19 protein-coding genes are annotated in these 21,532 nt (G+C 68.1%); 11 read left to right on the forward strand and 8 right to left on the reverse strand.

The features are described 5' to 3' along the window. Positions 1-12 precede the first annotated feature (12 nt). The 5 genes from WG924_RS22355 to WG924_RS22375 all read left to right on the forward strand — a co-directional run bounded on the left by WG924_RS22355 (position 13) and on the right by WG924_RS22375 (position 5,320). Entirely contained in the window at positions 13-1,995 is a 1,983-nt protein-coding gene (locus WG924_RS22355) for an acetyl-CoA carboxylase biotin carboxylase subunit (protein ID WP_345935265.1), read from the forward strand. Between the two features lie 182 nt (positions 1,996-2,177). Beyond that, the gene (locus tag WG924_RS22360) at positions 2,178-3,617 is read left to right on the forward strand and encodes an FAD-binding oxidoreductase (protein WP_345935266.1); all 1,440 of its coding nucleotides are present in this window, start codon (positions 2,178-2,180) and stop codon (positions 3,615-3,617) included. Positions 3,618-3,758: 141 nt separating this feature from the next. Beyond that, on the forward strand, positions 3,759-4,124 hold the full coding sequence (locus tag WG924_RS22365; RefSeq protein WP_345935267.1) for an acylphosphatase: 366 nt from the start codon (positions 3,759-3,761) through the stop codon (positions 4,122-4,124). A gap of 54 nt (positions 4,125-4,178) precedes the next feature. Continuing rightward, on the forward strand, positions 4,179-4,661 hold the full coding sequence (locus WG924_RS22370; RefSeq protein ID WP_345935268.1) for a DUF2937 family protein: 483 nt from the start codon (positions 4,179-4,181) through the stop codon (positions 4,659-4,661). A 110-nt stretch (positions 4,662-4,771) separates the two neighbouring features. Beyond that, positions 4,772-5,320 carry a biotin transporter BioY gene (locus tag WG924_RS22375; protein WP_345935269.1) on the forward strand — a complete coding sequence of 183 codons (549 nt, stop codon included), beginning with the start codon at positions 4,772-4,774 and terminating at the stop codon, positions 5,318-5,320. A 13-nt stretch (positions 5,321-5,333) separates the two neighbouring features. On the opposite strand, the gene lipB is transcribed toward WG924_RS22375, so the two are convergent. Continuing rightward, positions 5,334-6,020: a lipoyl(octanoyl) transferase LipB gene (lipB, locus tag WG924_RS22380; RefSeq protein ID WP_345935270.1), complete on the reverse strand. Its 687-nt coding sequence runs from the start codon at positions 6,018-6,020 to the stop codon at positions 5,334-5,336. A gap of 279 nt (positions 6,021-6,299) precedes the next feature. On the opposite strand from lipB, the gene WG924_RS22385 reads away from it, so the two are divergent. Further along, on the forward strand, positions 6,300-8,609 hold the full coding sequence (locus WG924_RS22385) for an NADP-dependent malic enzyme (RefSeq protein ID WP_345935271.1): 2,310 nt from the start codon (positions 6,300-6,302) through the stop codon (positions 8,607-8,609). A gap of 85 nt (positions 8,610-8,694) precedes the next feature. After that, positions 8,695-10,134: a magnesium transporter gene (gene mgtE, locus WG924_RS22390; protein WP_345935272.1), complete on the forward strand. Its 1,440-nt coding sequence runs from the start codon at positions 8,695-8,697 to the stop codon at positions 10,132-10,134. Here mgtE and WG924_RS22395 read toward each other — a convergent pair. Then, entirely contained in the window at positions 10,116-11,210 is a 1,095-nt protein-coding gene (locus tag WG924_RS22395) for an acyltransferase family protein (RefSeq protein WP_345935273.1), read from the reverse strand. The two genes, mgtE and WG924_RS22395, sit on opposite strands and share 19 nt — an antisense overlap. A 196-nt stretch (positions 11,211-11,406) precedes the next feature. Here WG924_RS22395 and WG924_RS22400 point away from each other — a divergent pair, with 196 nt between their 5' ends. After that, entirely contained in the window at positions 11,407-11,892 is a 486-nt protein-coding gene (locus WG924_RS22400; RefSeq protein WP_345935274.1) for a YbjN domain-containing protein, read from the forward strand. Between the two features lie 47 nt (positions 11,893-11,939). Here WG924_RS22400 and WG924_RS22405 read toward each other — a convergent pair whose 3' ends face one another. The 5 genes from WG924_RS22405 to WG924_RS22425 all read right to left on the reverse strand — a co-directional run bounded on the left by WG924_RS22405 (position 11,940) and on the right by WG924_RS22425 (position 18,143). Further along, positions 11,940-14,198, reverse strand: coding sequence for a TonB-dependent receptor (locus WG924_RS22405; RefSeq protein WP_345935275.1), 2,259 nt, complete (start codon positions 14,196-14,198; stop codon positions 11,940-11,942). Positions 14,199-14,338: 140 nt separating this feature from the next. Beyond that, a complete protein-coding gene (locus tag WG924_RS22410; protein ID WP_345935276.1) occupies positions 14,339-15,379 on the reverse strand; it encodes a FecR family protein in 1,041 nt (346 codons plus the stop codon). An 87-nt stretch (positions 15,380-15,466) separates the two neighbouring features. Next, positions 15,467-16,006: a sigma-70 family RNA polymerase sigma factor gene (locus WG924_RS22415; RefSeq protein ID WP_345935277.1), complete on the reverse strand. Its 540-nt coding sequence runs from the start codon at positions 16,004-16,006 to the stop codon at positions 15,467-15,469. Positions 16,007-16,117: 111 nt separating this feature from the next. Beyond that, positions 16,118-17,305 carry a multidrug effflux MFS transporter gene (locus WG924_RS22420; protein ID WP_345935278.1) on the reverse strand — a complete coding sequence of 396 codons (1,188 nt, stop codon included), beginning with the start codon at positions 17,303-17,305 and terminating at the stop codon, positions 16,118-16,120. 133 nt (positions 17,306-17,438) lie between these two features. Then, complete coding sequence (locus WG924_RS22425; protein WP_345935279.1) at positions 17,439-18,143, reverse strand: DJ-1/PfpI family protein; 705 nt, start codon at positions 18,141-18,143, stop codon at positions 17,439-17,441. Between the two features lie 166 nt (positions 18,144-18,309). Here WG924_RS22425 and WG924_RS22430 point away from each other — a divergent pair, with 166 nt between their 5' ends. Together WG924_RS22430 and WG924_RS22435 are read left to right on the forward strand one after the other, a co-directional pair. Then, positions 18,310-19,284: a GlxA family transcriptional regulator gene (locus WG924_RS22430; RefSeq protein ID WP_345935407.1), complete on the forward strand. Its 975-nt coding sequence runs from the start codon at positions 18,310-18,312 to the stop codon at positions 19,282-19,284. 200 nt (positions 19,285-19,484) lie between these two features. Beyond that, positions 19,485-19,817: a hypothetical protein gene (locus tag WG924_RS22435; RefSeq protein ID WP_188577049.1), complete on the forward strand. Its 333-nt coding sequence runs from the start codon at positions 19,485-19,487 to the stop codon at positions 19,815-19,817. A gap of 37 nt (positions 19,818-19,854) precedes the next feature. On the opposite strand, the gene WG924_RS22440 is transcribed toward WG924_RS22435, so the two are convergent. Next, positions 19,855-20,760 (reverse strand): LysR family transcriptional regulator, encoded by a 906-nt coding sequence (locus WG924_RS22440; protein WP_345935280.1) that lies wholly within the window; start codon positions 20,758-20,760, stop codon positions 19,855-19,857. A gap of 276 nt (positions 20,761-21,036) precedes the next feature. Between WG924_RS22440 and WG924_RS22445 the strand changes: the two genes are divergently transcribed. Beyond that, a complete protein-coding gene (locus tag WG924_RS22445; protein ID WP_345935281.1) occupies positions 21,037-21,528 on the forward strand; it encodes a PaaI family thioesterase in 492 nt (163 codons plus the stop codon). Positions 21,529-21,532: the final 4 nt, after the last annotated feature.

Here is a 21,532-nt window from a genome sequence, read left to right on the forward strand (position 1 = left end):
AGAACGCGCCCCATGTTCGAGAAGATCCTGATCGCCAATCGCGGTGAGATCGCCTGCCGGGTGATCCGCACCGCCCGCCGTATGGGCATCAAGACGGTGGCCGTCTATTCGGACGCCGATGCCGATGCGCTGCATGTCCGCATGGCCGACGAGGCCGTGCATATCGGCGCCAGCCCCAGCAATCAGAGCTATCTGATCGCCGAGCGGATCATCGCCGCCTGCAAGGCAACCGGCGCCCAGGCCGTGCATCCGGGCTATGGCTTCCTGTCGGAAAACCAGAGCTTCGCCAAGGCGCTGGACGCGGCCGGCATCGCCTTCATCGGCCCGAATGTCGAGGCCATCTATGCGATGGGCGACAAGATCGAGTCGAAGAAGCTGGCCAAGAAGGCCGGTGTCTCGACCGTGCCGGGCTATGTGGGCGAGATCGGGGACGCCGACGAGGCGGTGAAGATCGCCGATGAGATCGGCTATCCGGTGATGATCAAGGCATCGGCCGGCGGCGGCGGCAAGGGCATGCGGCTGGCCCACGACGCCAAGGAGGCCCGCGAGGGTTTCCGTTCGGCGACATCGGAAGCCAGATCGAGCTTCGGCGACGACCGGGTGTTCATCGAGAAGTTCATCGAGCAGCCGCGCCATATCGAGATCCAGATCATCGCCGACGGCCATGGCAATATCTGCTATCTCGGCGAGCGCGAATGCTCGATCCAGCGCCGGCACCAGAAGGTGATCGAGGAGGCGCCGAGCCCGTTCCTGGACGAGGCGACCCGCAAGGCGATGGGCGAGCAGGCCGTGGCGTTGTCGCGGGCGGTGAACTACCGCTCGGCCGGCACGGTGGAATTCATCGTCGGCCCCGATCGCAGCTTCTACTTCCTTGAGATGAACACCCGGCTTCAGGTCGAGCATCCGGTGACCGAGCTGATCACCGGTTTCGATCTGGTGGAGCTGATGATCCGGGTGGCCGCGGGCGAACACCTGCCGTTCACCCAGGATCAGGTGACGCTGACCGGCTGGGCGATGGAAGCCCGGGTCTATGCCGAGGATCCCTATCGCGGTTTCCTGCCCTCGATCGGGCGCCTCGCGCGCTATATCGAGCCCACCGGCACCGGCGTGCGGGTCGACAGCGGCGTCTATGAGGGCGCCGAGATCAGCATGTTCTATGACCCGATGGTCGCGAAGCTCGTGACCTATGGCGATGACCGCCTGCAGGCGGCGGAGCGGATGAGCGACGCGCTGGATGCCTATTACATCCGCGGCATCACCCACAACATCCCGTTCCTGACCGCGCTGATCAGGCATCCGCGCTTCCTGGAAGGCCGGCTGTCGACCGGCTTCATCGCCGAGGAATATCCCGACGGCTTCCACGGCGCGCCGCTGGACGCCGAGGCCCGCCGGGCGCTGGCCGCGATCGCGGTCATGGCCGATCTGGCCGACCGGGCGCGCCAGGGCAACATCACCGGCCAGATGCGCGGCTATGTCCATCATGTCCCCGACGAGCTGGTGGTGATGCTGGATGACGAGCGGGTCGAGGTGAAGGTGGTGCAGCACGCGCCGGCCCTGGTGCTCGACATGGGCGGCAAGCCGGTGACGCTGGATTGCACCTGGCGGCTGGGCGACCGGCTGCTGACCGCGACCGTCGACGACCGCACCCGCGTGGTCCAGATCGAGCGGGCATCCTCGGGCTGGCGGCTCACCCATGGCGGATCGGCGCTGCTGGCGCGGGTCTATACCCGTCGCGGTGCTGAATATGCGGCGATGATGCCGGTGAAGCAGGCGCCGGATATGAGCCGCTTCCTGCTGTCGCCGATGCCGGGTCTGGTGCTGTCGGTGGCGGTCGAGGTTGGCCAGGAGGTCAAGGCCGGCGAGGAACTGGCGGTGATCGAGGCCATGAAGATGGAGAACGTGCTGCGCGCCGAACGCGACTGCACGGTCAAGGAGATCAAGGCCGGCGCCGGTTCCAGCGTCGCCGCCGATCAGGTGATCATCGAATTCGAATGAGCGCCGCCTGACGCGCGCCAGGGCGGCCCGCCGGATCCATGATCCGGCGGGCCGCTGGCGTTTGCGGTGCCGTTATCGCGCGATCCCTGCATGGCAGACCCGCCGCTTCGCCGGTTGCCGGCCGGCGCGGCGCGCGACAGACTCGGGACAGACCAGACATCCGAAGCCGCCCGGAGTGCCGCATGTTCGCTCGCCCGCCTTCCGCTGCCGAACTCGATCGCCATCTGGACGCGCTTCAGGGGCTGGTCGATGCCGCCGGGCTGCTCACCGACCCGGCCGACATGCCGCGCTATGAACGCGACTGGATGGGTAAGTTCCATGGCCGCGCGCTGGGTGTGATCCGCCCCCGCGACACCGCGGCGGTGGCCCGGGTGCTGGCCTATCTGAACGCCCATCGCCTGCCGGTGGTGCCGCAGGCCGGCAATACCGGCCTGGTCGGCGGCTCGGTGCCCGATGCGGCCGGCGCCTTCGTGCTGTCGGTGGAACGCATGACCCGCATCCGCGCGGTCGATGCCGTGGGCGCCAGCATCACCCTGGATGCGGGCGTGGTGCTTGAGTCCGCGCAGGAAGCGGCCCGGCGCGCCGGGCTGATGCTGGCGCTGGACCTTGGCTCGAAGGGATCCTGCCGGATCGGCGGCAATATCTCGACCAATGCCGGCGGCCTGAAGGTGCTGCGTTACGGCCATATCCGTGAACAGGTTCTGGGGCTGGAAGTGGTGCTGGCCGATGGCACGGTGCTGGACGGATTGTCGAGCCTGCGCAAGAACAACACCGGCTATGATCTGAAGCAGATGTTCATCGGCGCCGAGGGCACGCTGGGCGTGGTGACGGCTGCCACCCTGAAGCTGTTTCCGGCCGAGGCGGGGCGCGCGGTCGCCATGGTCGCGGTCGACCGGTTCGACGATGCGCTGGCGGTGCTGGCGGCGGTGCGCCGCGGCTTTCCCGGCCGGCTGAATTCGGTGGAACTGATCGGCGCCGACGCGGTGGCCCTGGTTGCGGGTACTTTGCCCGGCGCGCGCAGCCCGTTCGCCCTGGCCCATACCTATGCGGTGCTGATCGAGGTGGGATCGGACGACGCCGATGCCGTGGCCGAACGCGGCCGGCTGGAAGAGGCGATCGGCGCGCTGATCGAGGCCGGCCGGGTGGCGGACGCCGCGATCGCCCAGAGCGATGCCCAGGCCGAGGGCTTGTGGCGGCTGCGCGAAGGCGTGCCCGAGGCGGTCGCCCATACCGCCCCCGTGCACAAATATGACCTGACCTTCGCGGTCGGCGATATCGGCCGGTTCATCGCCGATTGCGATCTGGCGCTGGCGCGGGTGGCCAAGGGCCTGCGCCCGGTCTATTTCGGTCATGTCGCCGACGGCAATGTGCATGTCAACGTCATGGCGCCGCCGGGCATGCAGGCCAGCGGCTATCAGGCCCTGCAGGGGCCGATCGACGATGCGATCTTCGATCTGGTGGCGCAGTATCGCGGATCGATTTCGGCGGAACATGGCATCGGGCAGGTCAAGCGCGCCTATCTGGACCGCAACCGCTCGACCGCCGAGATCGCGACCATGCGGGCGCTGAAGGCGATGCTGGACCCGAACGGCGTTCTCAACCCCCACCGGCTGCTGCCTTGAAGTCCGGCTGCCGCCTTGAACGCCCGGCTACTGCCTTGAACCATCGGCTGCACGCCCGACATCTTTTCGGGCGCCGATCCATCGGCTAGGCTTGACCGGCAGATACATAGCCGGTTCCCCTCACGTCCAGCCACAGGCCCGATGTCCGACCAGCCACCAGAAGACGATCCCACGCCCGATGCGGCGCCGGCGCCGGCCGCGCGGCTGACCGTTCGCCTGTCGATCCGCGGCCGGGTGCAGGGGGTCGGCTATCGCTGGTGGTTCGAAGGCCAGGCCCGGCGGTACGGCCTGGAGGGCTGGGTCCGCAATCGCCGCGACGGCACGGTGGAAGCGCTGATCGCCGGTACTGCGACGGCGGTGGAGACGGTGATCCGCCGCGCCCATACCGGTCCGCCGGCCGCATGGGTGGACGCGGTCGAGGTGACGACATCCGCCGACTGGCCTCAGGGTTTCCCGCCCGCCGACCTGAAGCCGGGTCCGGGCTTCCGCCGCAAGCCGACCGCGTGACCCGGCCGATCCCGGCCGCGTTCCTCGTCTGCGCATAAGGATGGATGCATGCTGATGGGCCGCTGGCTCCTCGGACGGATCGACCGGCTGCTGGGCAGCATCTGCGCGCTGGTGCTGGGGCTGGGGGCGGCACAGGCCCAGGGCTTCGCCCTGGCCTATCTGCAGCGGATCGGCGGCCATCTGGACGAGGCGACCCGTCTGCTGGGCCAGATCCGCGCCGGCGTGGCGCCCTATGATCAGGTGGCGCCGGTGGCGCGCGCGGCGCTGGAGGCGGCGGCCGCCGCCCGCGCCCAGACGCTGGCCGCCGCCCGCGACGCCATTGCCGCCGCCGACCCGTTTCTGCGGCCGCTGGAGGCGTTGCGCCACGCCGACCCCGAGATTGCCCGCGCGACCTGGACGGATTATGTGGTGAGCCTGCCGGTGGAGCCGGCCAGCCTGGCCTATGGGCTGACCGGCATGGTGCTGGCGTGGCTGGTTTACGATGGGCTGATGGCCTTGCTGCGCTGGCCATTTCGCCGGCACATACGGTATGGCTGACAGAGACCCGACTTGCGCGTGCCGGGTGATTGACCCGGCATCATTTATGCCGGATAAGAGATTGCGGCAGGCGATGGTGCCAGGGGATCGGATGCGGAGGGTCCAGCGATATGTCGGGACGCGATCTGATCAACATCCTGATCTTCACCGCCCTCACCATCGGGCTGGGCCTGTTTCCGCCGGTCGACGTGCCGCTGATCGGCGTGCCGATCACCGCCCAGACCCTTGGGGTGATGCTGTCGGGGCTGGTGCTGGGCTCGTGGCGCGGCGCGCTGTCGCAGATGCTGATGGTGGGGCTGGTGATGGCGGGCGCGCCGCTGCTGGCCGGCGGCCGGGGCGGGTTCGATATCCTGCTCAGCCCCACCGGCGGCTTTCTGCTGGGCTGGATCCCCGGCGCCTTCGTGGCCGGCTGGCTGACGGAACATCGCCCGTCCGGCTGGATGCGGCATCTGTCGGCCGCGGTGGTGGGCGGGGTGGGGCTGGTCTATCTGATCGGTGTGCCCTGGATGGTGATGGTCAGCGGCGTGCCGGCCCAGACCGCCATCAGCGGCTCGGCCACCTTCATTCCCGGCGATCTGATCAAGGCGGTGATGGCGGCGGCGCTGGCGTTGACCGTGGTGCATGCCCGGCCACGATGCCTGGTGACCGGGCGCTCGTGACAGGCAGGCCGCTTCAGGCCACCGCCTCGGCGACGTCGACGGTGGGGCCGAAGATCTCCTCGAAGGCGGCCCGCAACGCCATGTCGGCCTCGACCATGCCGACCGGGCGGCCCTGATCGACCAGCGAGGTCACGCCATGGCCGCGCACGCCGCAGGGAATGATGCCGGCATAATGGCCGAGGTCGGGCTCGACATTGATCGAGATGCCATGAAAGCTGACCCAGCGCCGCACCCGCACGCCGATGGCGGCGATCTTGTCGTCATGGCCGTCGCCACGATCGATCCACACGCCGACCCGGCCATCACGGCGCAGGCCCTTCAGGTTGAACTGGTCGAGCGTGTCGATCACCCAGTCTTCCATGGCGTGCACGAAGGCGCGGATGTCGCTGCCGCGCGGCTTGAGGTCCAGCATCACATAGGCCACCCGCTGGCCGGGCCCGTGATAGGTGATCTGACCGCCGCGGCCGGTCTTGTAGACGGGAAAGCGGCCGGGCGCGATCAGGTCGCGGTCCTGAGCGCTGGTGCCGGCGGTATAGATCGGCGGATGTTCGACCAGCCAGACCTGTTCGCCGGCGGTGCCGTCGCGGATCGCCGCCGCCCGGGCTTCCATCCGCGCCACCGCCGCCGGATAATCGGTCAGCCCCGGCGTCACCAGCCATTCGACCGGCGCCAGTGTCGTGGTGCCACGGATATCGGCCATTCTCAGCGTCCTCACTGTCTGTCCGGTCGGCCCGGTGGTGGGGCCGTAGGTTGGACCGGTTGCCGATAATCTAGCGGCGCCGGCGGCGGTTCGCCAGCCATGCGGCGGATTGTCGCCCATGCGGCGCATGCAACACCGCCCCGCGCATCCGGCCGGCGCTGCCGGTGGCCTTTCCGGTCTTGGCGGCTATACTGTGCGCGCCAACCGATCGGGACCATTGGCACCAAGCTGCCCGATCCTGACAACAGGCAGCGCGAAACTCGGGGGAGACGACCGCGAATGTCGAAGGAATTGCGCGACGGCGCGCTCGAATATCATCGCCTGCCGCGGCCCGGCAAGTTCAGCATCGAGCCGACCAAGCCGCTTGCCAATCAGCGCGACCTGGCGCTGGCCTATTCGCCCGGTGTCGCCTATGCCTGCGAAGAGATCGTCGCCGACCCGCTGAACGCCTCGCTCTATACCGGCCGTGGCAACATGGTCGCGGTGGTCACCAACGGCACCGCCGTGCTGGGCCTTGGCGCCATCGGTCCGCTGGCCGCCAAGCCGGTGATGGAAGGCAAGGTGGTGCTGTTCAAGAAGTTCGCCGGCATCGATGCGATCGACATCGAGATCGACGAGCGCGACCCCGACAAGCTGGTCGAGATCATCGCCAGTCTGGAGCCGTCCTTCGGCGCGATCAATCTTGAGGACATCAAGGCGCCGGAATGCTTCGAGATCGAAGAGCGCCTGAAAAGCCGCATGAAGATCCCGGTGTTCCATGACGACCAGCATGGCACCGCCATCGTGGTGGCGGCGGCGATGCTGAATGCGCTGCGCGTGGTGTCGAAGCCGCTGGATCAGGTGAAGCTGGTGGCGTCGGGCGCCGGCGCCGCGGCGCTGGCCTGCCTGGACCTGCTGGTCGAACTGGGCCTGCCCCGCCGCAACATCACCGTCTGCGACATCGTCGGCGTGGTCTGGAAGGGCCGCAACGAGCTGATGGACCCGCGCAAGGAGACCTATGCGGTCGAAACCGACGCCCGCACGCTGGGTGAGGTGATCGACGGCGCCGATATTTTCCTGGGGCTTTCGGCTCCCCGGGTGCTGACGGCCGAGATGGTCAAGCGCATGGGCCCGAGCCCGATCATCATGGCGCTGGCCAACCCGACCCCTGAGATTCTGCCTGAAGAAGCCCGCCGGGTGCGGCCCGATGCGATTATCGCCACCGGCCGGTCGGACTTCCCCAATCAGGTCAACAACGTCCTGTGCTTCCCCTTCGTGTTCCGCGGTGCGCTGGATGTCGGCGCCACCACGATCAACATCGAGATGAAGAAGGCGGCCGCCCAGGCGATCGCCGATCTGGCGATGGCCGAGCCGTCATCGGAAGTGGCCCAGGCCTATAGCGGCCAGGATCTGCGCTTCGGCCCCGATTACCTGATCCCCAAGCCGTTCGACCCGCGTCTCGTGGTGGAAGTGTCGTCGGCGGTGGCGCGCGCCGCCATGGACAGCGGTGTCGCCACCCGTCCGATCGAGGATTTCGCCGCCTACCGTCAGGTGCTGTCGTCGTATTTCTTCCGCTCCGGTCTGGTGATGAAGACCGTGTTCGAGCGGGCGAAGGCCCAGCCCAAGCGCGTGGTCTATGCCGATGGTGAGGATGAGCGCGTGCTGCGCGCCGCCCAGATCGTGGTGGATGAAGGCTTCGCCACCCCGATCCTGATCGGACGGCGCGCCGTGGTGCTGCGCCGGATCGAGCGGCTGGGCCTGCGGCTGAAGCTCGACAAGGACGTCGAACTCTGCGACCCCGAGGATGATCCGCGCTACAACACCTATTGGTCGGAATATCACCGGCTGATGGCGCGGCGTGGTGTGACGCCCGAAAGCGCCCGCACCGTGGTGCGCACCCGGGCCACGGTCATCGGCGCGCTGATGGTGCATATCGGCGAGGCGGATGCCCTGATCTGCGGCCCGGTCAGCCGGTTCGTGAAGAACCTGCGGCATCTGAAGGAGATTCTGGGCCTGCGTGCCGGCGTCAGCGAGGCCTGCGCCATGCAGGCGCTGATCCTGCCCAACGCCACCGTCTTCGTGGCCGATACCCAGGTCGAGCATCAGCGCAGCGCCGCCCAGATCGCCGAGATGACGATCCTGTGCGCGGAGGAGGTCCGGCGCTTCGGCATCACGCCCAAGGTGGCGCTGCTGTCGTCGTCGAGCTTCGGCACCGGCGAGACGCCCGGCGCGCTGATGATGCGGGATGCCTTCGATCTGGTCCGCCGCCAGGCACCGGAGCTTGAGGTGGACGGCGAGATGCAGGCCGACGCCGCGTTGTCGGAGGATGTCCGCCACCGGGTGTTCCCGGGCTCGATCCTCACCGGTCAGGCCAATCTGCTGATCACCCCCGATCTTGATTCCGGCAATATCGCGTTTAATCTCGCGAAAGCGCTGACCAACGGCACCTCGGTCGGACCGGTGATGATCGGCTTCAATCATCCGGCCCATATCCTGACGCCGGCGGTGTCGGTGCGCGGTATCGTCAATCTGTCGGCGCTGGTGGTGGTGGACGCGATCGAGAAGTCGCGGACCAACCCGTGGTGCCCCTTGCCGGCGGAGCCCGCCTGATCGGATCATGAGCCGGTATCCGCGGATGAACCGGCTTCCGCGGACCGGTTTCCGGCCGCACCCCTGACCCCTGGAGGCCCGGCCCTTGCGCGACGAAGACGATATCCGCGCCCCCGAGGCGGATCGCCAGGACGCATCCGGGCGTCAGGATGCAGGCCGCGCCGAGGGTGGGGCCGTGCCCTCGCTCTATGGTGTATCCGACGATCTGGTGCGCCGCGCCGCCGGCGCGCTGGATGAAGGCGACGCCCCGGCGGTGCGCGGGCTGGTGGCCGAGCTGCACGCCGCCGACATCGCCGACCTGCTGGAACGATTGTCGGGGGATGAGCGGCGGTCGCTGGTCGAATTGCTGCGCGACGGCTTCGACCCGGAAATCCTGCCGCATCTGGCGGGCAATGTCCGCGATCAGGTGATCGCCCAGCTTGGGCCCCGGGCGCTGGCCGAGGCGCTGTCGGTTCTGGACAGCGACGATGCGATCTATCTGATCGAGGATCTGGACGACGACATCCAGGCGGCGCTGCTGGCGGCGGTGCCGCCGGCCACCCGGCGGGCGCTGGAGGAAAGCCTCGCCTATCCGGAATATTCCGCCGGCCGCCTGATGCAGCGCGACCTGATCGCGATGCCGGCCTTCTGGACCGTGGGCCGCGCGATCGACTTCCTGCGCGAGACCCCGGATCTGCCGGAAGAATTCTACGAGATCTTCGTGGTCGACCCGCGCCACAAGCCGATCGGGGCGGTGCCGCTGGCCCGGATGCTGCGCCATCCGCGCAAGGTGCTGCTGCGCGACATCATGGACCGCGATGTCGACGCGATTTCGGCCTCGGTCGACCAGGAAGAGGTGGCGCGGCTGTTCCGGCATTATTCGCTGGCATCGGCGCCGGTGGTCGATGATCAGGGCCGGCTGATCGGTGTGATCACCTTCGACGACGTGGTCGACGTCATCCAGGAAGAGGCCGAAGAAGACATGGCCCTGATGGCCGGCGTCGGGTCGGAGGTCGACGTCAATGCCGGGCTGGTCAGGGCGGTGCGCCAGCGCATGGCCTGGCTTGGGGTCAATCTGGGCACCGCGCTGATGGTGAGTTCGGTTATCGCCCTGTTCGAGGCCACGATCGAACAGATCGTGGCCCTGGCGGTGCTGATGCCGATCGTGGCGTCGATGGGCGGCAATGCCGGCACCCAGACCCTGACGGTGGCGGTGCGCGCCCTGGCGCTGAAGGAACTGACGCCGTCGAACGCCATGCGGATCGTGATGCGTGAAACCGGCATCGGCGCGATCAACGGCCTGGTCTTCGGCATCGCCGTGGGCGTGGCCGCGGGCCTGATCTTCGACCCGTTCATCGGTGCGGTGCTGTTCTGCGCGCTGTTCGCCAATATGCTGACCGCCGGCCTGTCGGGCATGCTGATCCCGCTGGCGCTGGACCGGCTGAAGGTCGACCCGGCGGTATCGGCCGGCGTGTTCCTGACCGCGGTCACCGATATCGTCGGCTTCTTCGCCTTTCTGGGGCTGGCTCAACTGGTTCTGCTCTGACCGGCGGCAGGACGCTTTTTCAGATGCTGGCGCAGGCGCCGGTTCAACGGCGCCTCGATCGCCCGGTAGAGGCCGATCGAGACCACGGCCACGACCGCATAGGTGACGATACCGCCGGTGATCGCGACCAGCGGTGACGTCAGCCCCGCCATCGCCAGTGATTTCGCTGTCAGATGGATCACATAGGCATGGACCAGATACATCGCATAGGACGCATCGCCGAGCGTCGCTCCGATGCGTGACAGCCGGTTGTCGGGCACGCGCAGGGCCAGGGTGCCGGCAACGATGCACAGCGCCGGCAGGCCATAGGCGAGTTCGCGCGGCAACCTGACGCCCTTCATGGCGCCGACGGTGGCCAGCAGAACCATGCCCAGGGGCAGCAAGGGCCAGATCCGTGGCAGCCAGCCGGGTGCCGTGCGCCAGATCAGGCACAACACCATGCCATAGATGAACTCGATGACGATGCCACGGGTATAGAACTGGATGGCGGCGGTGTCGAAGTCCCGTCCGTTCGCCGCCGCGACCCAGCCGGCCATCGCCAGGGCCGCCAGAACCACCGACACTCTGAGCACGCTGCGCGCCGTCGAGGTGGTCATGCAGGCGGCAAAGACGAGGTAGAACAGCATCTCGTAGTTCAACGTCCAGCCGACCGGGATCAGCGGAAAGATGCCACCGGCCTCCCGCGCGAAGGGAATGAACAGCAGCGACTGGATCATGCCCGGCAGGCTGGTGCGGGTGGTGTTGAGCAGATGGGGTGCCGCTTCGCCGATCGCGAAGATCGCCAGGGTGAGCAGCCAGTAGATCGGCACGATCCGGACCAGCCGCTTGGCCAGGAACCCGCTCCGATCGGTATCGCCGGCGGTGTGCGCGACGATGAAGCCCGAGATGACGAAGAAAATGTCGACGCCCGACGCGCCGACATGGAACCAGCGCGCCGGACTGAGGCCATAGGTCGTGAAGATGTCGAACAGGTGATAGACCAGCACCATCGAGGCCGCCACCGCCCGCAGGATCTGGATGGAGATCAGCCGCTGCCGGGGGGCCGGGTCGGGACGGGAAGCGGCCGCTCGGGACATCGGTCGGGAGCTCCGTTCGGTGTGTGGGGTGGAGGCGGGATTGCGCCGGCGGGACTCTGCCTGATGACCGCCCGGCCTGCAAATGCCGAAACCGCGTCGTGATGCCGTCGGGATGTCTTGTGCGGCCGGCGCCGGATGTCATAGCGTGGCACCGCTATCCCGACTTCAATCCTTACCGATGCCGGAGACGTTGATCATGCGCATGGTCTGGCGCAGCCTGGGGGCTGCTGTGTGTCTTGCCATCCTTGCCTCCACCACGGCCCCGGCTGTGGCGGCCGAGCTGATGGATGCCGGCCGCCCGGAAGACATCGTCAATCTGGCGCGCGGTTATGGATCGGCCGCGCTGGACAAGGCGGATAGCGGTGATCCGATGATCCGGGGCCGGATCGACGGCACCGCCTATGTGATCTTCTTCAACGACTGCACCGACAATCGCGATTGCCTGACGCTGGGCTTCTATGCCGCCTGGACCGACACCGATGTGTCCGCGCGCCAGATCGCCGACTGGAACCGCGACAAGCGCTTCAGCCGCGCCTATATCGACGCGGATGGCGACCCGGTGATCGAATTCGACGTCAACCTGCGCTTCGGTGTCAGCCGGTCGAACCTGGATGACACGATCGACTGGTGGAAGACGGTGATGCTGGACTTCCGCAACGAGGTGGTGGCCGCCGCCGAATGATCAGACCGGCCCCGGCGATGGCATCACCGGGGCCGGCATGCATCCCGTCAGAAATGGACCGTGGCCTTGACCAGCACCGACCGGCCCGGTTCATAGAGCGGCACGACATTGCCGAATTCCTGGCCATAGGTGGCGCGGTCGGCATAGGTCTCGTCGAGCAGGTTGTTGCCCTCAATGCGCAGGGTCAGGAAATCGGCCATCGGCGGCTGGTATTCGGCATAGAGCCCCACCGCCTGATAGGAGCCCAGAGGCAGGGTTTCCGCACCCGCCGTGTCCTTGTTCTTGAAGGCCGCATCGATGGTGCCGCCGATGGCAAGCCCGATCGCGTCGAAGCGGTGACCGGCCTCGACCGCCACCACCCGGCCGATCGGCGTGCCCAGATACTGGCCGGTATCCGAATCGCCCGCCTTGTCGCCGATGGTGAATTCGGTATCGGTGAAGCTGAGCCGCACGAAGCCCGGCCCCCAGCTATAGCCGGCCGAGAGGCTGTAGCCCTCGGTCTCGAAATCGGTGGTCAGATCGGGACCAAGTTGATTGTTCTCGTTGCGGGCATCCTTGAACCGGCTGCGGAACACGCCAGCCCCGAAGGTGAAGCCGTCCTGGTGGAATTCGGCACCCAGCGTGACATTGTTCGACCGGATCGCCTTGATGCCGCCGGCATAGATCCAGTCCTTGTTCATGATGAAATTCTCGGCCAGCGCCACACCGCCGAAGACGTTCGAATAGCCGGCCTTGAGGGTGACGGTTTCGATGACGTCATAGGCCACGGCGACATTGCCGCTGAGCCCGGCATGGTCGATCTCGGTGCCGTCGGTGCCCTCGAACCACTGCTTGTCGCCGCGCAGACCGGCCGAGAGCCGCAGCGCCTCGACCGGCGTCAGCCGGGCCTGGGCATAGATGCCGATATTGGTCGCCTGCTCGGCGATATCGGTGCTGAGATCCTTATAGGAGGCCTCGTCGTCATAGAAATCGGCGCCGACGGTCAGGCTGTCGCCAGGGCTGAAGATGAAGCTGTTCTCGGCCTTGCCCGACAGGCTGGTGGTCTCACCGGTGCTGTAGACGACGTCGGCGAGATCGTTCGGCACGCCAAGCTCGGTGCTGTTATAGCCCAGCACCAGCTTCGGGTTCCACATGCCCTCATTATGGGTGGTGGCATAATTGAACACCAGATTCTGGCGCTTCATGTCATAGGGCCGGTCGGTATTGGCCCGGTTGGTCAGCTTGCCGATATTGGCGCGGAACGGTCGGATGGTGTCGTCATGGACCTGTTCGCCCGACAGCTCGAAACGATGACCGCCGGTGCTCTCATAGGCGAGCTTGCCAAGGATGCTCTGAAGGTCAGCGCCGGTGCCGATCACGTCATTGCCGTTGCCGGCCTCGTAATTGTCGCCATCGGCCTGTTTGAAGAAGCCCAGCGCCTCGAAACCGGTATCGGTGCGGCCATAGACCGCGCCGCCCTTGGTGAAGGTGCCGCCATTGCTGTCATAGCTGCTGGTCAGATAGCCGCCGATCGACCGGCCCGGCGCCAGAACGTCGTCGACATCGACGGTCTCATAGACGATCGCGCCGCCAAGGGCGCCGGGGCCGGCATCGGCCGGCGCCACGCCCGGATCGACCCGCACCGCCTTCAGCAGCGCCGGATCGATCAGATTGGTGCCGGTGTGGTGGAAGACCTTGTTGTTCTGCCGCGCGCCATCGATGCTGACCGCCAGATTGGTTTCCTCGACCCCCTGAACATAGACCTTCTGGCTGAGCGGCTGGCCGCCGCCGACCGATACCGTGGCCTCACCGGCGAAGACATCTTTCAAGGTGGTGGGGTTGCGGCGTGCCAAAGTCTCGGGGCCGATGGTGATGGAACTGGCCCGATCGGCGGCGCCGGCGCGGATATCGCGCGTTGCCGCCTCCTGAACCAGCATCGGGTCGAGCACGGTGGCGGCGGCGGCACCGTCGGCGGCGTCCACGATGACCGCCGTGCCGCCATCCGGCCGGAAGCCCAGCCCGGTGCCGGCCAGAAGCTGGCGCAGGGCCGCATCGGGGCTCATGCTGCCGCTGACGCCGCCGGTGCGCGCCTGACGGACCAGATCGCCATGGGCTGAAATCTGAAGCCCGGCCTGACGGCCGAATTGCGGCAGGGCATCGGGCAGCGGCTGGGCCGGGATGTCGAAGCTGCGCAGGGCCGGCGCGGTCGTGGCCTGCTGGGCCACGGCGCCGGTTGAGAGGCCGAGCGTTGTACCAAGCGCGGTCGACACGGCCAGTGCCGCCAGTCTGCGGCGGGTCTTGCGGTGATGGGTGGTGCTGCCGGCCATCCTGTCATGCCCCTGTCTGCGATGTGGTGCGTGTCGCGTCGTCTTTATGCGACTACGACGCAATTGCATGTTTCGCAGAAGCGACGATGGCCGGGGGGCGGGTGTTCAGGTTTTTTTGAGATGGCGAGCGTTTTTCCGGATCAATCCTTCGACATCACCACGATCCAGGGGGTGATCTGGCGAATATGCGCGTGTTGCGCGCTGGCGATGGCGCGCAAGGCCGCCAGCGGGTCGGTGAGGTTGTAGACGCCGGTGAGCGGCTGGCGCGCCAGATCGTCGCCCCGCACCAGCACCAGCCCGGTGAGATAGGGCCGCAACTCGTCGATCACCTCGGCCACCGGCCGGTCGCGGGCGATCACCTGCCCCTCGGTCCAGACGGCGATGTCGCGGGCGGCGCGATGGCCAAGGCGCGGGGCACCGGTATCGCCGAGTGTCGCCCAGTCGCCGGCCTGAAGGACGGCGTCTGCCGGCGAGCTGCCGCCATGCCGCGCCACCCGCACACGGCCCTCGCGCACGGCGATGCGGGCCTCGTCGTCGCTGCGCCGCACCTCGAAGGCGGTGCCGAGAACGGTGGCGCCGACATCGCCGGCGGTGACCTGGAAGGGGCGGGCCGGATCGGGCGTCACCTCGAAGAAGGCCCGGCCCTCGATCAGGGCGACCCGCCGCCCGGTGCCGGTGAGGTCGACCCGGATGGCGCTGTCGGGCGCCAGCCGGACCCGGCTGCCGTCGGGCAAGGTCACCTGCGCGGTTTCGGCGTGGCCGGTGACGTGGTCGGCGGTCCAGCGGGCGAGTTGTGCCGGCAGGATGGCGACGGCAACACAGGCCGCCATCGCCATGGCGACCAGGGCCGCCGCGCGCCGGCGCGGGCGTTTGGCGGGGGGGCGGTTGGCGGACGGGCGATCGAGGGGGGCGGGGGGCGCGTGAACAGGGGGCGGGGGCGCGTGAACAGGGGGCAGCGGCCGCGGGCCCGCGCCGCTGGCATCGCGCCAGGCCGCTTCATGCACCGGCATGGCCATGCCCATCACCTGATAGGTCCGCGCCAGTGCCGCCCAGTCGTCGGCATGGCGCGGATCGGCCGCATGCCAGCGCGCGAAGGCCGCCGCCAACCCGGCATCATCGGGGGCGTCGAGCAGCACCACCAGCCAGTCGGCGGCGGTTTGCGGTGGCAGCGGGCCGGTCATGATGCGGGCTGATCTCCCGGACGGGCGGCATGAAGGCGTGGCGCTATCGGCCGTATGATCCATAGACGTCGGCTGCCCCGCCAGCGTTCAGTCATGATTGCCGTCCCGGTGCAGATTGCCGTCCCGGTGCAGTCTCTGGCGGCAATGCTCCAGCCCCTGGACCACCAGCGCATGGGCGAGCCCGGTCGAGATGTTCAGGTGGCGGGCGATCTCGCGGATCGAACAGCCGCCGAACCGGTGCATTTCCAGGGCGATCCGGGTGCGTTCGGGCAGTTCCGCCATGGCCTCGGTGACCCGTTGCAGCGCGCGGCGGGCGCCGATCTCCGCTTCGGGCGAGGGGCGGTCCTCGGCCATTCCGGCCAGCACGCCGGTATCCTCGGCCACCAGCCGCAGCCGGTCGCGCCCCAGCCTGCGGCGCAGGTCGAGCGAGAGATTGCGCACGATGCGATAGAGATAGGCCAGCGGCTCATCGACCGGCCGATCGTCGGCAACGCCCTCGAAGCGCAGATAGGCGTCCTGGACGACATCCTCGGCATCGGCGCGATCGCCGACGATGCGGTTGGCGTAATTCACCAGCCGGCCGCGATGGGTCATGAACATGTCGAGCTTGTCGGGATTGTGGGCCAAGCTGTCGGGGATCCCGGATCGAACGGCGCCTGCCGTTCACATAGCATGACCGATATCGATATTGCGACTGATTCTCAAAATGAAATCGGGCCGGAATCAGGCGCGCGGAATTCAGGCGCGTGGGATCAGGCGCAGACAGGCAAGGCTGGCAAGGGCGCAGGCGGTCAGCGCCAGGCCGAGGGCGGCCGCATCGTCATGCGGCAGCAGGGCGGCGGTGGTGGCGATGATGGCTGAACCGCCGAGCTGAAACAGGCCCAGCAGCGACGAGGCGGTGCCGGCAAGCGACGGTTCAAGCTGTACCGCCCGGGTCATGATATTGGGCACCTGCATGCCAAGCCCGATGCCGAACAGCGCCATCGGCAGCATCAGCCCCCAGGCGGACAGCGCGGTGGTGAGCGCCGTTGCGGTCATCGCGATCCCGGCCAGCAGCAGAATGACGGTGCCCGCCACGATCAGCCGGCGCCCGCCCAGCCGGCGGCCGAAGCGGCGGACCACGCGGGTGCCGATCAGGAAGCCCGAGGACGGCAGCAGCGACCAGAAACCATAGGCATCGGCGCGGATGCCCAGCGTGTCGATCAGCAGCACCGGCGCCGTGCTCACGAAGATGAACAGGCCGCCGAAGGTGAAGGTGAGCATCAGCCCATAGCCCCAGAACACCGGCATGCGGATGAACACCCGATAGCCTTCGATCACCCCGGTCAGGCGGGCCTGGGCGCGGTCGGCATCGCCCAGGGTTTCGGGCAGGCGCCGCCAGACCAGCAGAGCGACCGCCAGCGCCGAGGCCAGCAGCAGGGCGAAGCTCCACCGCCAGGACAGCAGGTTCTCGATTACTCCGCCGATCACCGGTGCGCTGCCCGGCGCCAATGCCAGCGCCAGGCCCAGCGACGACATCGCCAGCACCAGCCGGTCGGGCGGCACGGCATCGCGCAGCACGCCGCGCCCGACAACGGGGCCTGCGGCAGCGCCCAGCCCCTGAACGAACCGGAAGATCATCAGCGTGGTGACGTCGCCTGCGACCATGGCGCCGGCCGAGCCCACCGATAGCAGGCCGAGCCCGATCAACAGCGCCGGCCGGCGCCCGGCCCGGTCGGCCAGCGGACCATAGAACAACTGGCCCGCGCCATTGCCGATCAGGCAGATCGACAGGGTGAGCTGCGCCATCCGGGGGTCCGTGTCCAGATCGCGGGCCAGGGCCGCCAGCGACGGCAGATAGATCGTGCCGGCGGCCTGCCCGACGATGATGGCGGTGATCACGATCCAGAACGCCCAGGCGGCGGTGCGGTCGGTCTTGGCGGCCATGGGCGAGGGGCACTCCGGCGGGTTGGCTTTGGCCGTCGCACCGAAACCGGCGCGCAAGCAGCCGCCGACCATAGCCGGCCCTCGCGGGGTTCGCCAAGCCCGGGCCGTGGCCGCCGGTGCCGCCGCCCGAGGATCAGCCGGCGGCGAACCGGGCGGCAGCCGCTTCGGCCAGGGCACGCCTGCGGGCGATGCGGTCGGCGAAGGCGGTGGTGACGGCATTCAGCACCGCCGGCGGCGCCATGTCGGGTCGGCCGGCGCCCATCGGCGGTTCGGGGGCGTATTCGATGGCAAGTTCGATGCCGGCGGCGACATCGGGGCCGGCGATGCGGGCGGCGAGTGCCACCGCGATATCGATGCCGGCGGTGACCCCGCCGCCGCTGGCGATGCGGCCATCGACCACCACCCGGTCGGCGACCGGGATCGCGCCGAAGATCGCCAGCAGATCATGGGATGCCCAATGGGTGGTGGCGCGCGTTCCGCGCAGCAGCCCGGCCGCACCCAGCAGCAATGCGCCGGTGCAGACCGACGCGATGCCATGGGCGGTGCTGGCCGCCTGGGCGCGGACGAAATCGAGCACCGCGTCATCGGCGAGCAGCGCGTCGATGCCACCACCACCGGGGATCAGCAACAGGTCGAGCGGCGGGCAGTCGGCGATGGTGGCGTGCGGGGTCAGCATCAGCCCGCCATCGGCCGCGACCGGCTGGTCGTCGAGCCCGATCAGCAGCGGCGCCCAGCCGGGGATGCGCAGGAACACCTCCCAGGGGCCGACCATGTCGAGGGCGGTGATGCCGGGAAAGATCAGCAGGCCGGCGCGGCTGGGGGCAGGGATGTCGGTCATCATGGGCCTCCGGGGTGGGTGATGGGTGGTGGGGCTGATCACATGCTGATCCGGATGAGTGTCTGCCGAAAGGTCATCCAGCCCTCCTTTTCGGCAGGGCGCTCGCCATGGTGATCATGCCGCGCTAGGCTTGACGGTGTCGGTTCGTCGTGACGGGGGCATGGCCATGCGGGAGATCGTGTTTCTAGGGTTCGCCAATGCCCAGCTTCTGGACGTGACCGGGCCGTTCCAGGTCTTTGCCACCGCCAACGACCTGCTGATCGCCGGCGGCAGGGCGCCGGTCTATGGCTTGCGCTATCTGGCCGGCGATGGCGGGCCGGTCGCGACCACGGCCGGGCTGATGCTGATGGCCGAACCCGCGGCGGTGCTCGACAGGCTGCAGCCGCACACGCTGATGGTGGCGGGCGGCGAGGGGGTGAATGCCGCCATCTGCGACCGGGATCTGCTCGACCGGTTGCAGCGCGGTGCCGCGCGCGCGGTCCGGGTGGCATCGGTCTGCTCCGGCGCGCTGGTGCTGGCGGCGGCGGGGCTGCTCGACGGCCGCCGCGCCACCACCCATTGGTGCCGCACCGACGAATTCCGGCGGCGGTTTCCGCGCGTGACCCTGGATCCGGACCAGATCTGGGTGCAGGACGGGCCGGTCTGGACCTCGGCCGGCATCACCGCCGGCATCGATCTGGCCCTGGCGCTGGTGGAAGCGGATGAAGGCCCGGCGCTCGCACGGGCGGTGGCCCGGCAACTGGTGGTGTTTCTGCGCCGCCCCGGCGGCCAGTCGCAGTTCAGCCCGCTGCTGCCGAAGCCGGCCACGGCCGCGGAAGATGACTTCCTGGCGCTGCGCATCCAGGCGACCGCCGATCCGGCCGCCGATCTGACCGTGCCGGCGCTGGCCGCCCGCGCCGGCATGGGGGTGCGCGCCTTCGCCCGCGCATTTCGCGCCGCCACCGGCGAGACCCCGGCGCGCTGGGTTGAGGCGATGCGGATCGATGCCGCCTGCCGGGCGCTGGAATCCGGTGCCGGCTCGATCAAATCGGTGGCCGTGACGGCGGGCTTCGGCGATGACGAACGCATGCGCCGCGCCTTCCTGCGCCGGTTGGGCGTGGCGCCGGATATTTATCGATCCCGGTTCGGCAGCGCAGCCTGATCGGCCGAATGCTGCACTGCATCTTGCCATGGATCGGGCCGTCAAGACGCGGACAAGACGGTGATCGCCTGCCGATGTGTTCAATACAGGGCATGATGAAGACGGCTTGCATGATCATTTACGGCGTGATACTTGGCAAATATCGGCGGCGCCTGTCGATCAATACAGATCGCGCCGATCATTTAAAAAGGATCGGACCCATGAAGAAAAGCGTGCTGGGCGCCGTGGCCATGCTGGTCGCCGCCGGCTGGGGCAGCGCCGCCCTGGCGAATAATTTCGCCCTGACCATCGAGAATCGGACCAAATCGGTGGTCGAGTCCTTCTACGCCTCTCCCGTCGGCGAAGACGACTGGGAAGAGGACATGTTCGAGAACAAGGTGTTGGCTCCGGGCAAGAGCCTCACGGTCCGCTTCTCGGACGACCGCCAGGTCTGCAAATACGACATCCGCTTCGAATTCCAGGGCGATCGTCTGGACCCGCTGGAAGACACCCAGAACCTCTGCGATCTCGGCACCTATACCATTACCGAGTGAGGCGCAGGGCCGAGTGACGGCGCCGAACGGCCATCCGTCACCGCATCCACGCCGCCGCTGTCTGCGGGGGTGTGGATGCGGTGCCGCCGTGCCAGTCATGTGAGGCGGCGAAGGCGCGGAACAGGGTGGTGGTTTCCGTGGGCGCGCCGCGCCAGGACAGGCCGATCAGGCGGGTGGGCTCATAGTCGGTGATCGGGATCATGGCGATGCCGGGGCGTTCGAAGCTCTGCGGCATCAGCGCCAGGCCCAGATCGGCCGCGACCAGCGCCACCGTCCATTCATCCTGGGTGGAGCGGTGGACGATGCGCGGCCGGGCGCCGGCCGCCAGGAAATTGCGCCGGACATCGCCCATCACCTCGCAATGCCGCCTGAGGATGAAGGGCAGGCCGTCGAGTTCCGCCAGACGGATCTGGCTGCGGCGGGCCAGCGGGTTGCGTTCCGACACCGCGATGCGATAGCGGTCGCGGAACAGGGGGGCCGCCTCGGCGCGGTCGGCATCGTCGGCGATCCGGGTGATGGCGGTGTCGATGCGCCCGGCGGTCAGCGCCTCGTCGATCTCGGCCGCCGTGCCCTCGAACAGATCGACATCGACGCCGCGCTGGCCGTTGGCGAACTGGATCAGCAGGGCCGAAATCCGCTCGACCGGCTGGGTCTTGAGCACGCCCAGCCGCAGCCCCTGGCGATCGGTGCCCCGGCGCACCACCTGTTCGGCGATGGCCGCTTCCTGAAGGATCACCCGGGCATGGCCCTGGAAACGCCGCCCGGCATCGGTGAGGTCCACCCGCCGCGCCCGGCGCGTGAACAGGGCCGTGCCCAGCCCGTCTTCCAGCTTGCGGATGCCGGCCGACAGGGTCGGCTGGGTCACGAACACCCGCTCGGCCGCCTTGGTGAAGCTGCCGGTCTCGGCAACCGCCAGAAAATAGCGGATCTGGTAGAGGTCCAAGGCAATGGTCTCCGGTGGCGGCAATGGGCGCGGGATGCGGGCGCGGGATGCGGGCGGAATGGCGAATCTGCCATAGACGCTGTCGATGCGTCGTATGAAAAGATACAATTTCATCTATGGGCTGGCGACCGCTATAGTTCGGCCCGTACCGGATACGCGCCACGCCAGAGGGCGCGACCGGTCTTCCTGACATCGCCTGCCATGCCGGAACACACACGCCGCGGATGATCGTTCGTGGCGGGCATCAGGGGATCGTTCAAGGGAAGACCAAGGGAGATGACCGCCATGGATGCAAGCCTGACGGAACGGCTTCTGCCGGCGCATGACCTGCCCGAATACCGTGTGCAGGATCCGGATTTCGAGCCACGGGTGCGCGCAAGCTTCGGGGCACAGGCGATCATGCGCGCGATCGGCGCGGTGATGACGGTGTGCGCGCCGGGCATCTGCCAGATCGAACTGCCCTGGTCCGAGATGGTGACCCAGCAGGACGGGTTCTATCATGGTGGGATCGTGGGCGCCGTGGCCGACAGCGCCTGCGGCTATGCCTGCCACACATTGATGCGGCCACGCACCCGCGTGCTGACCGTGGAATACAAGCTGAACCTGATGGCGCCGGCGGTGGGGGCGAAGCTGATTGCACGCGCCCGCGTGCTGAGATCGGGCCGCACCCTGTCGATCGCGCAATGCGACGTGTTCGGCGACCGCGATGGCCGGCCGGTGTTCTGCGCCGCCTCGCAATCGACCCTGATCGAAGTTGCCGAAAGCTGAGCTG

Origin of the sequence: Tistrella arctica (assembly GCF_039630945.1) — a bacterium.
Lineage (GTDB): Bacteria > Pseudomonadota > Alphaproteobacteria > Tistrellales > Tistrellaceae > Tistrella > Tistrella bauzanensis.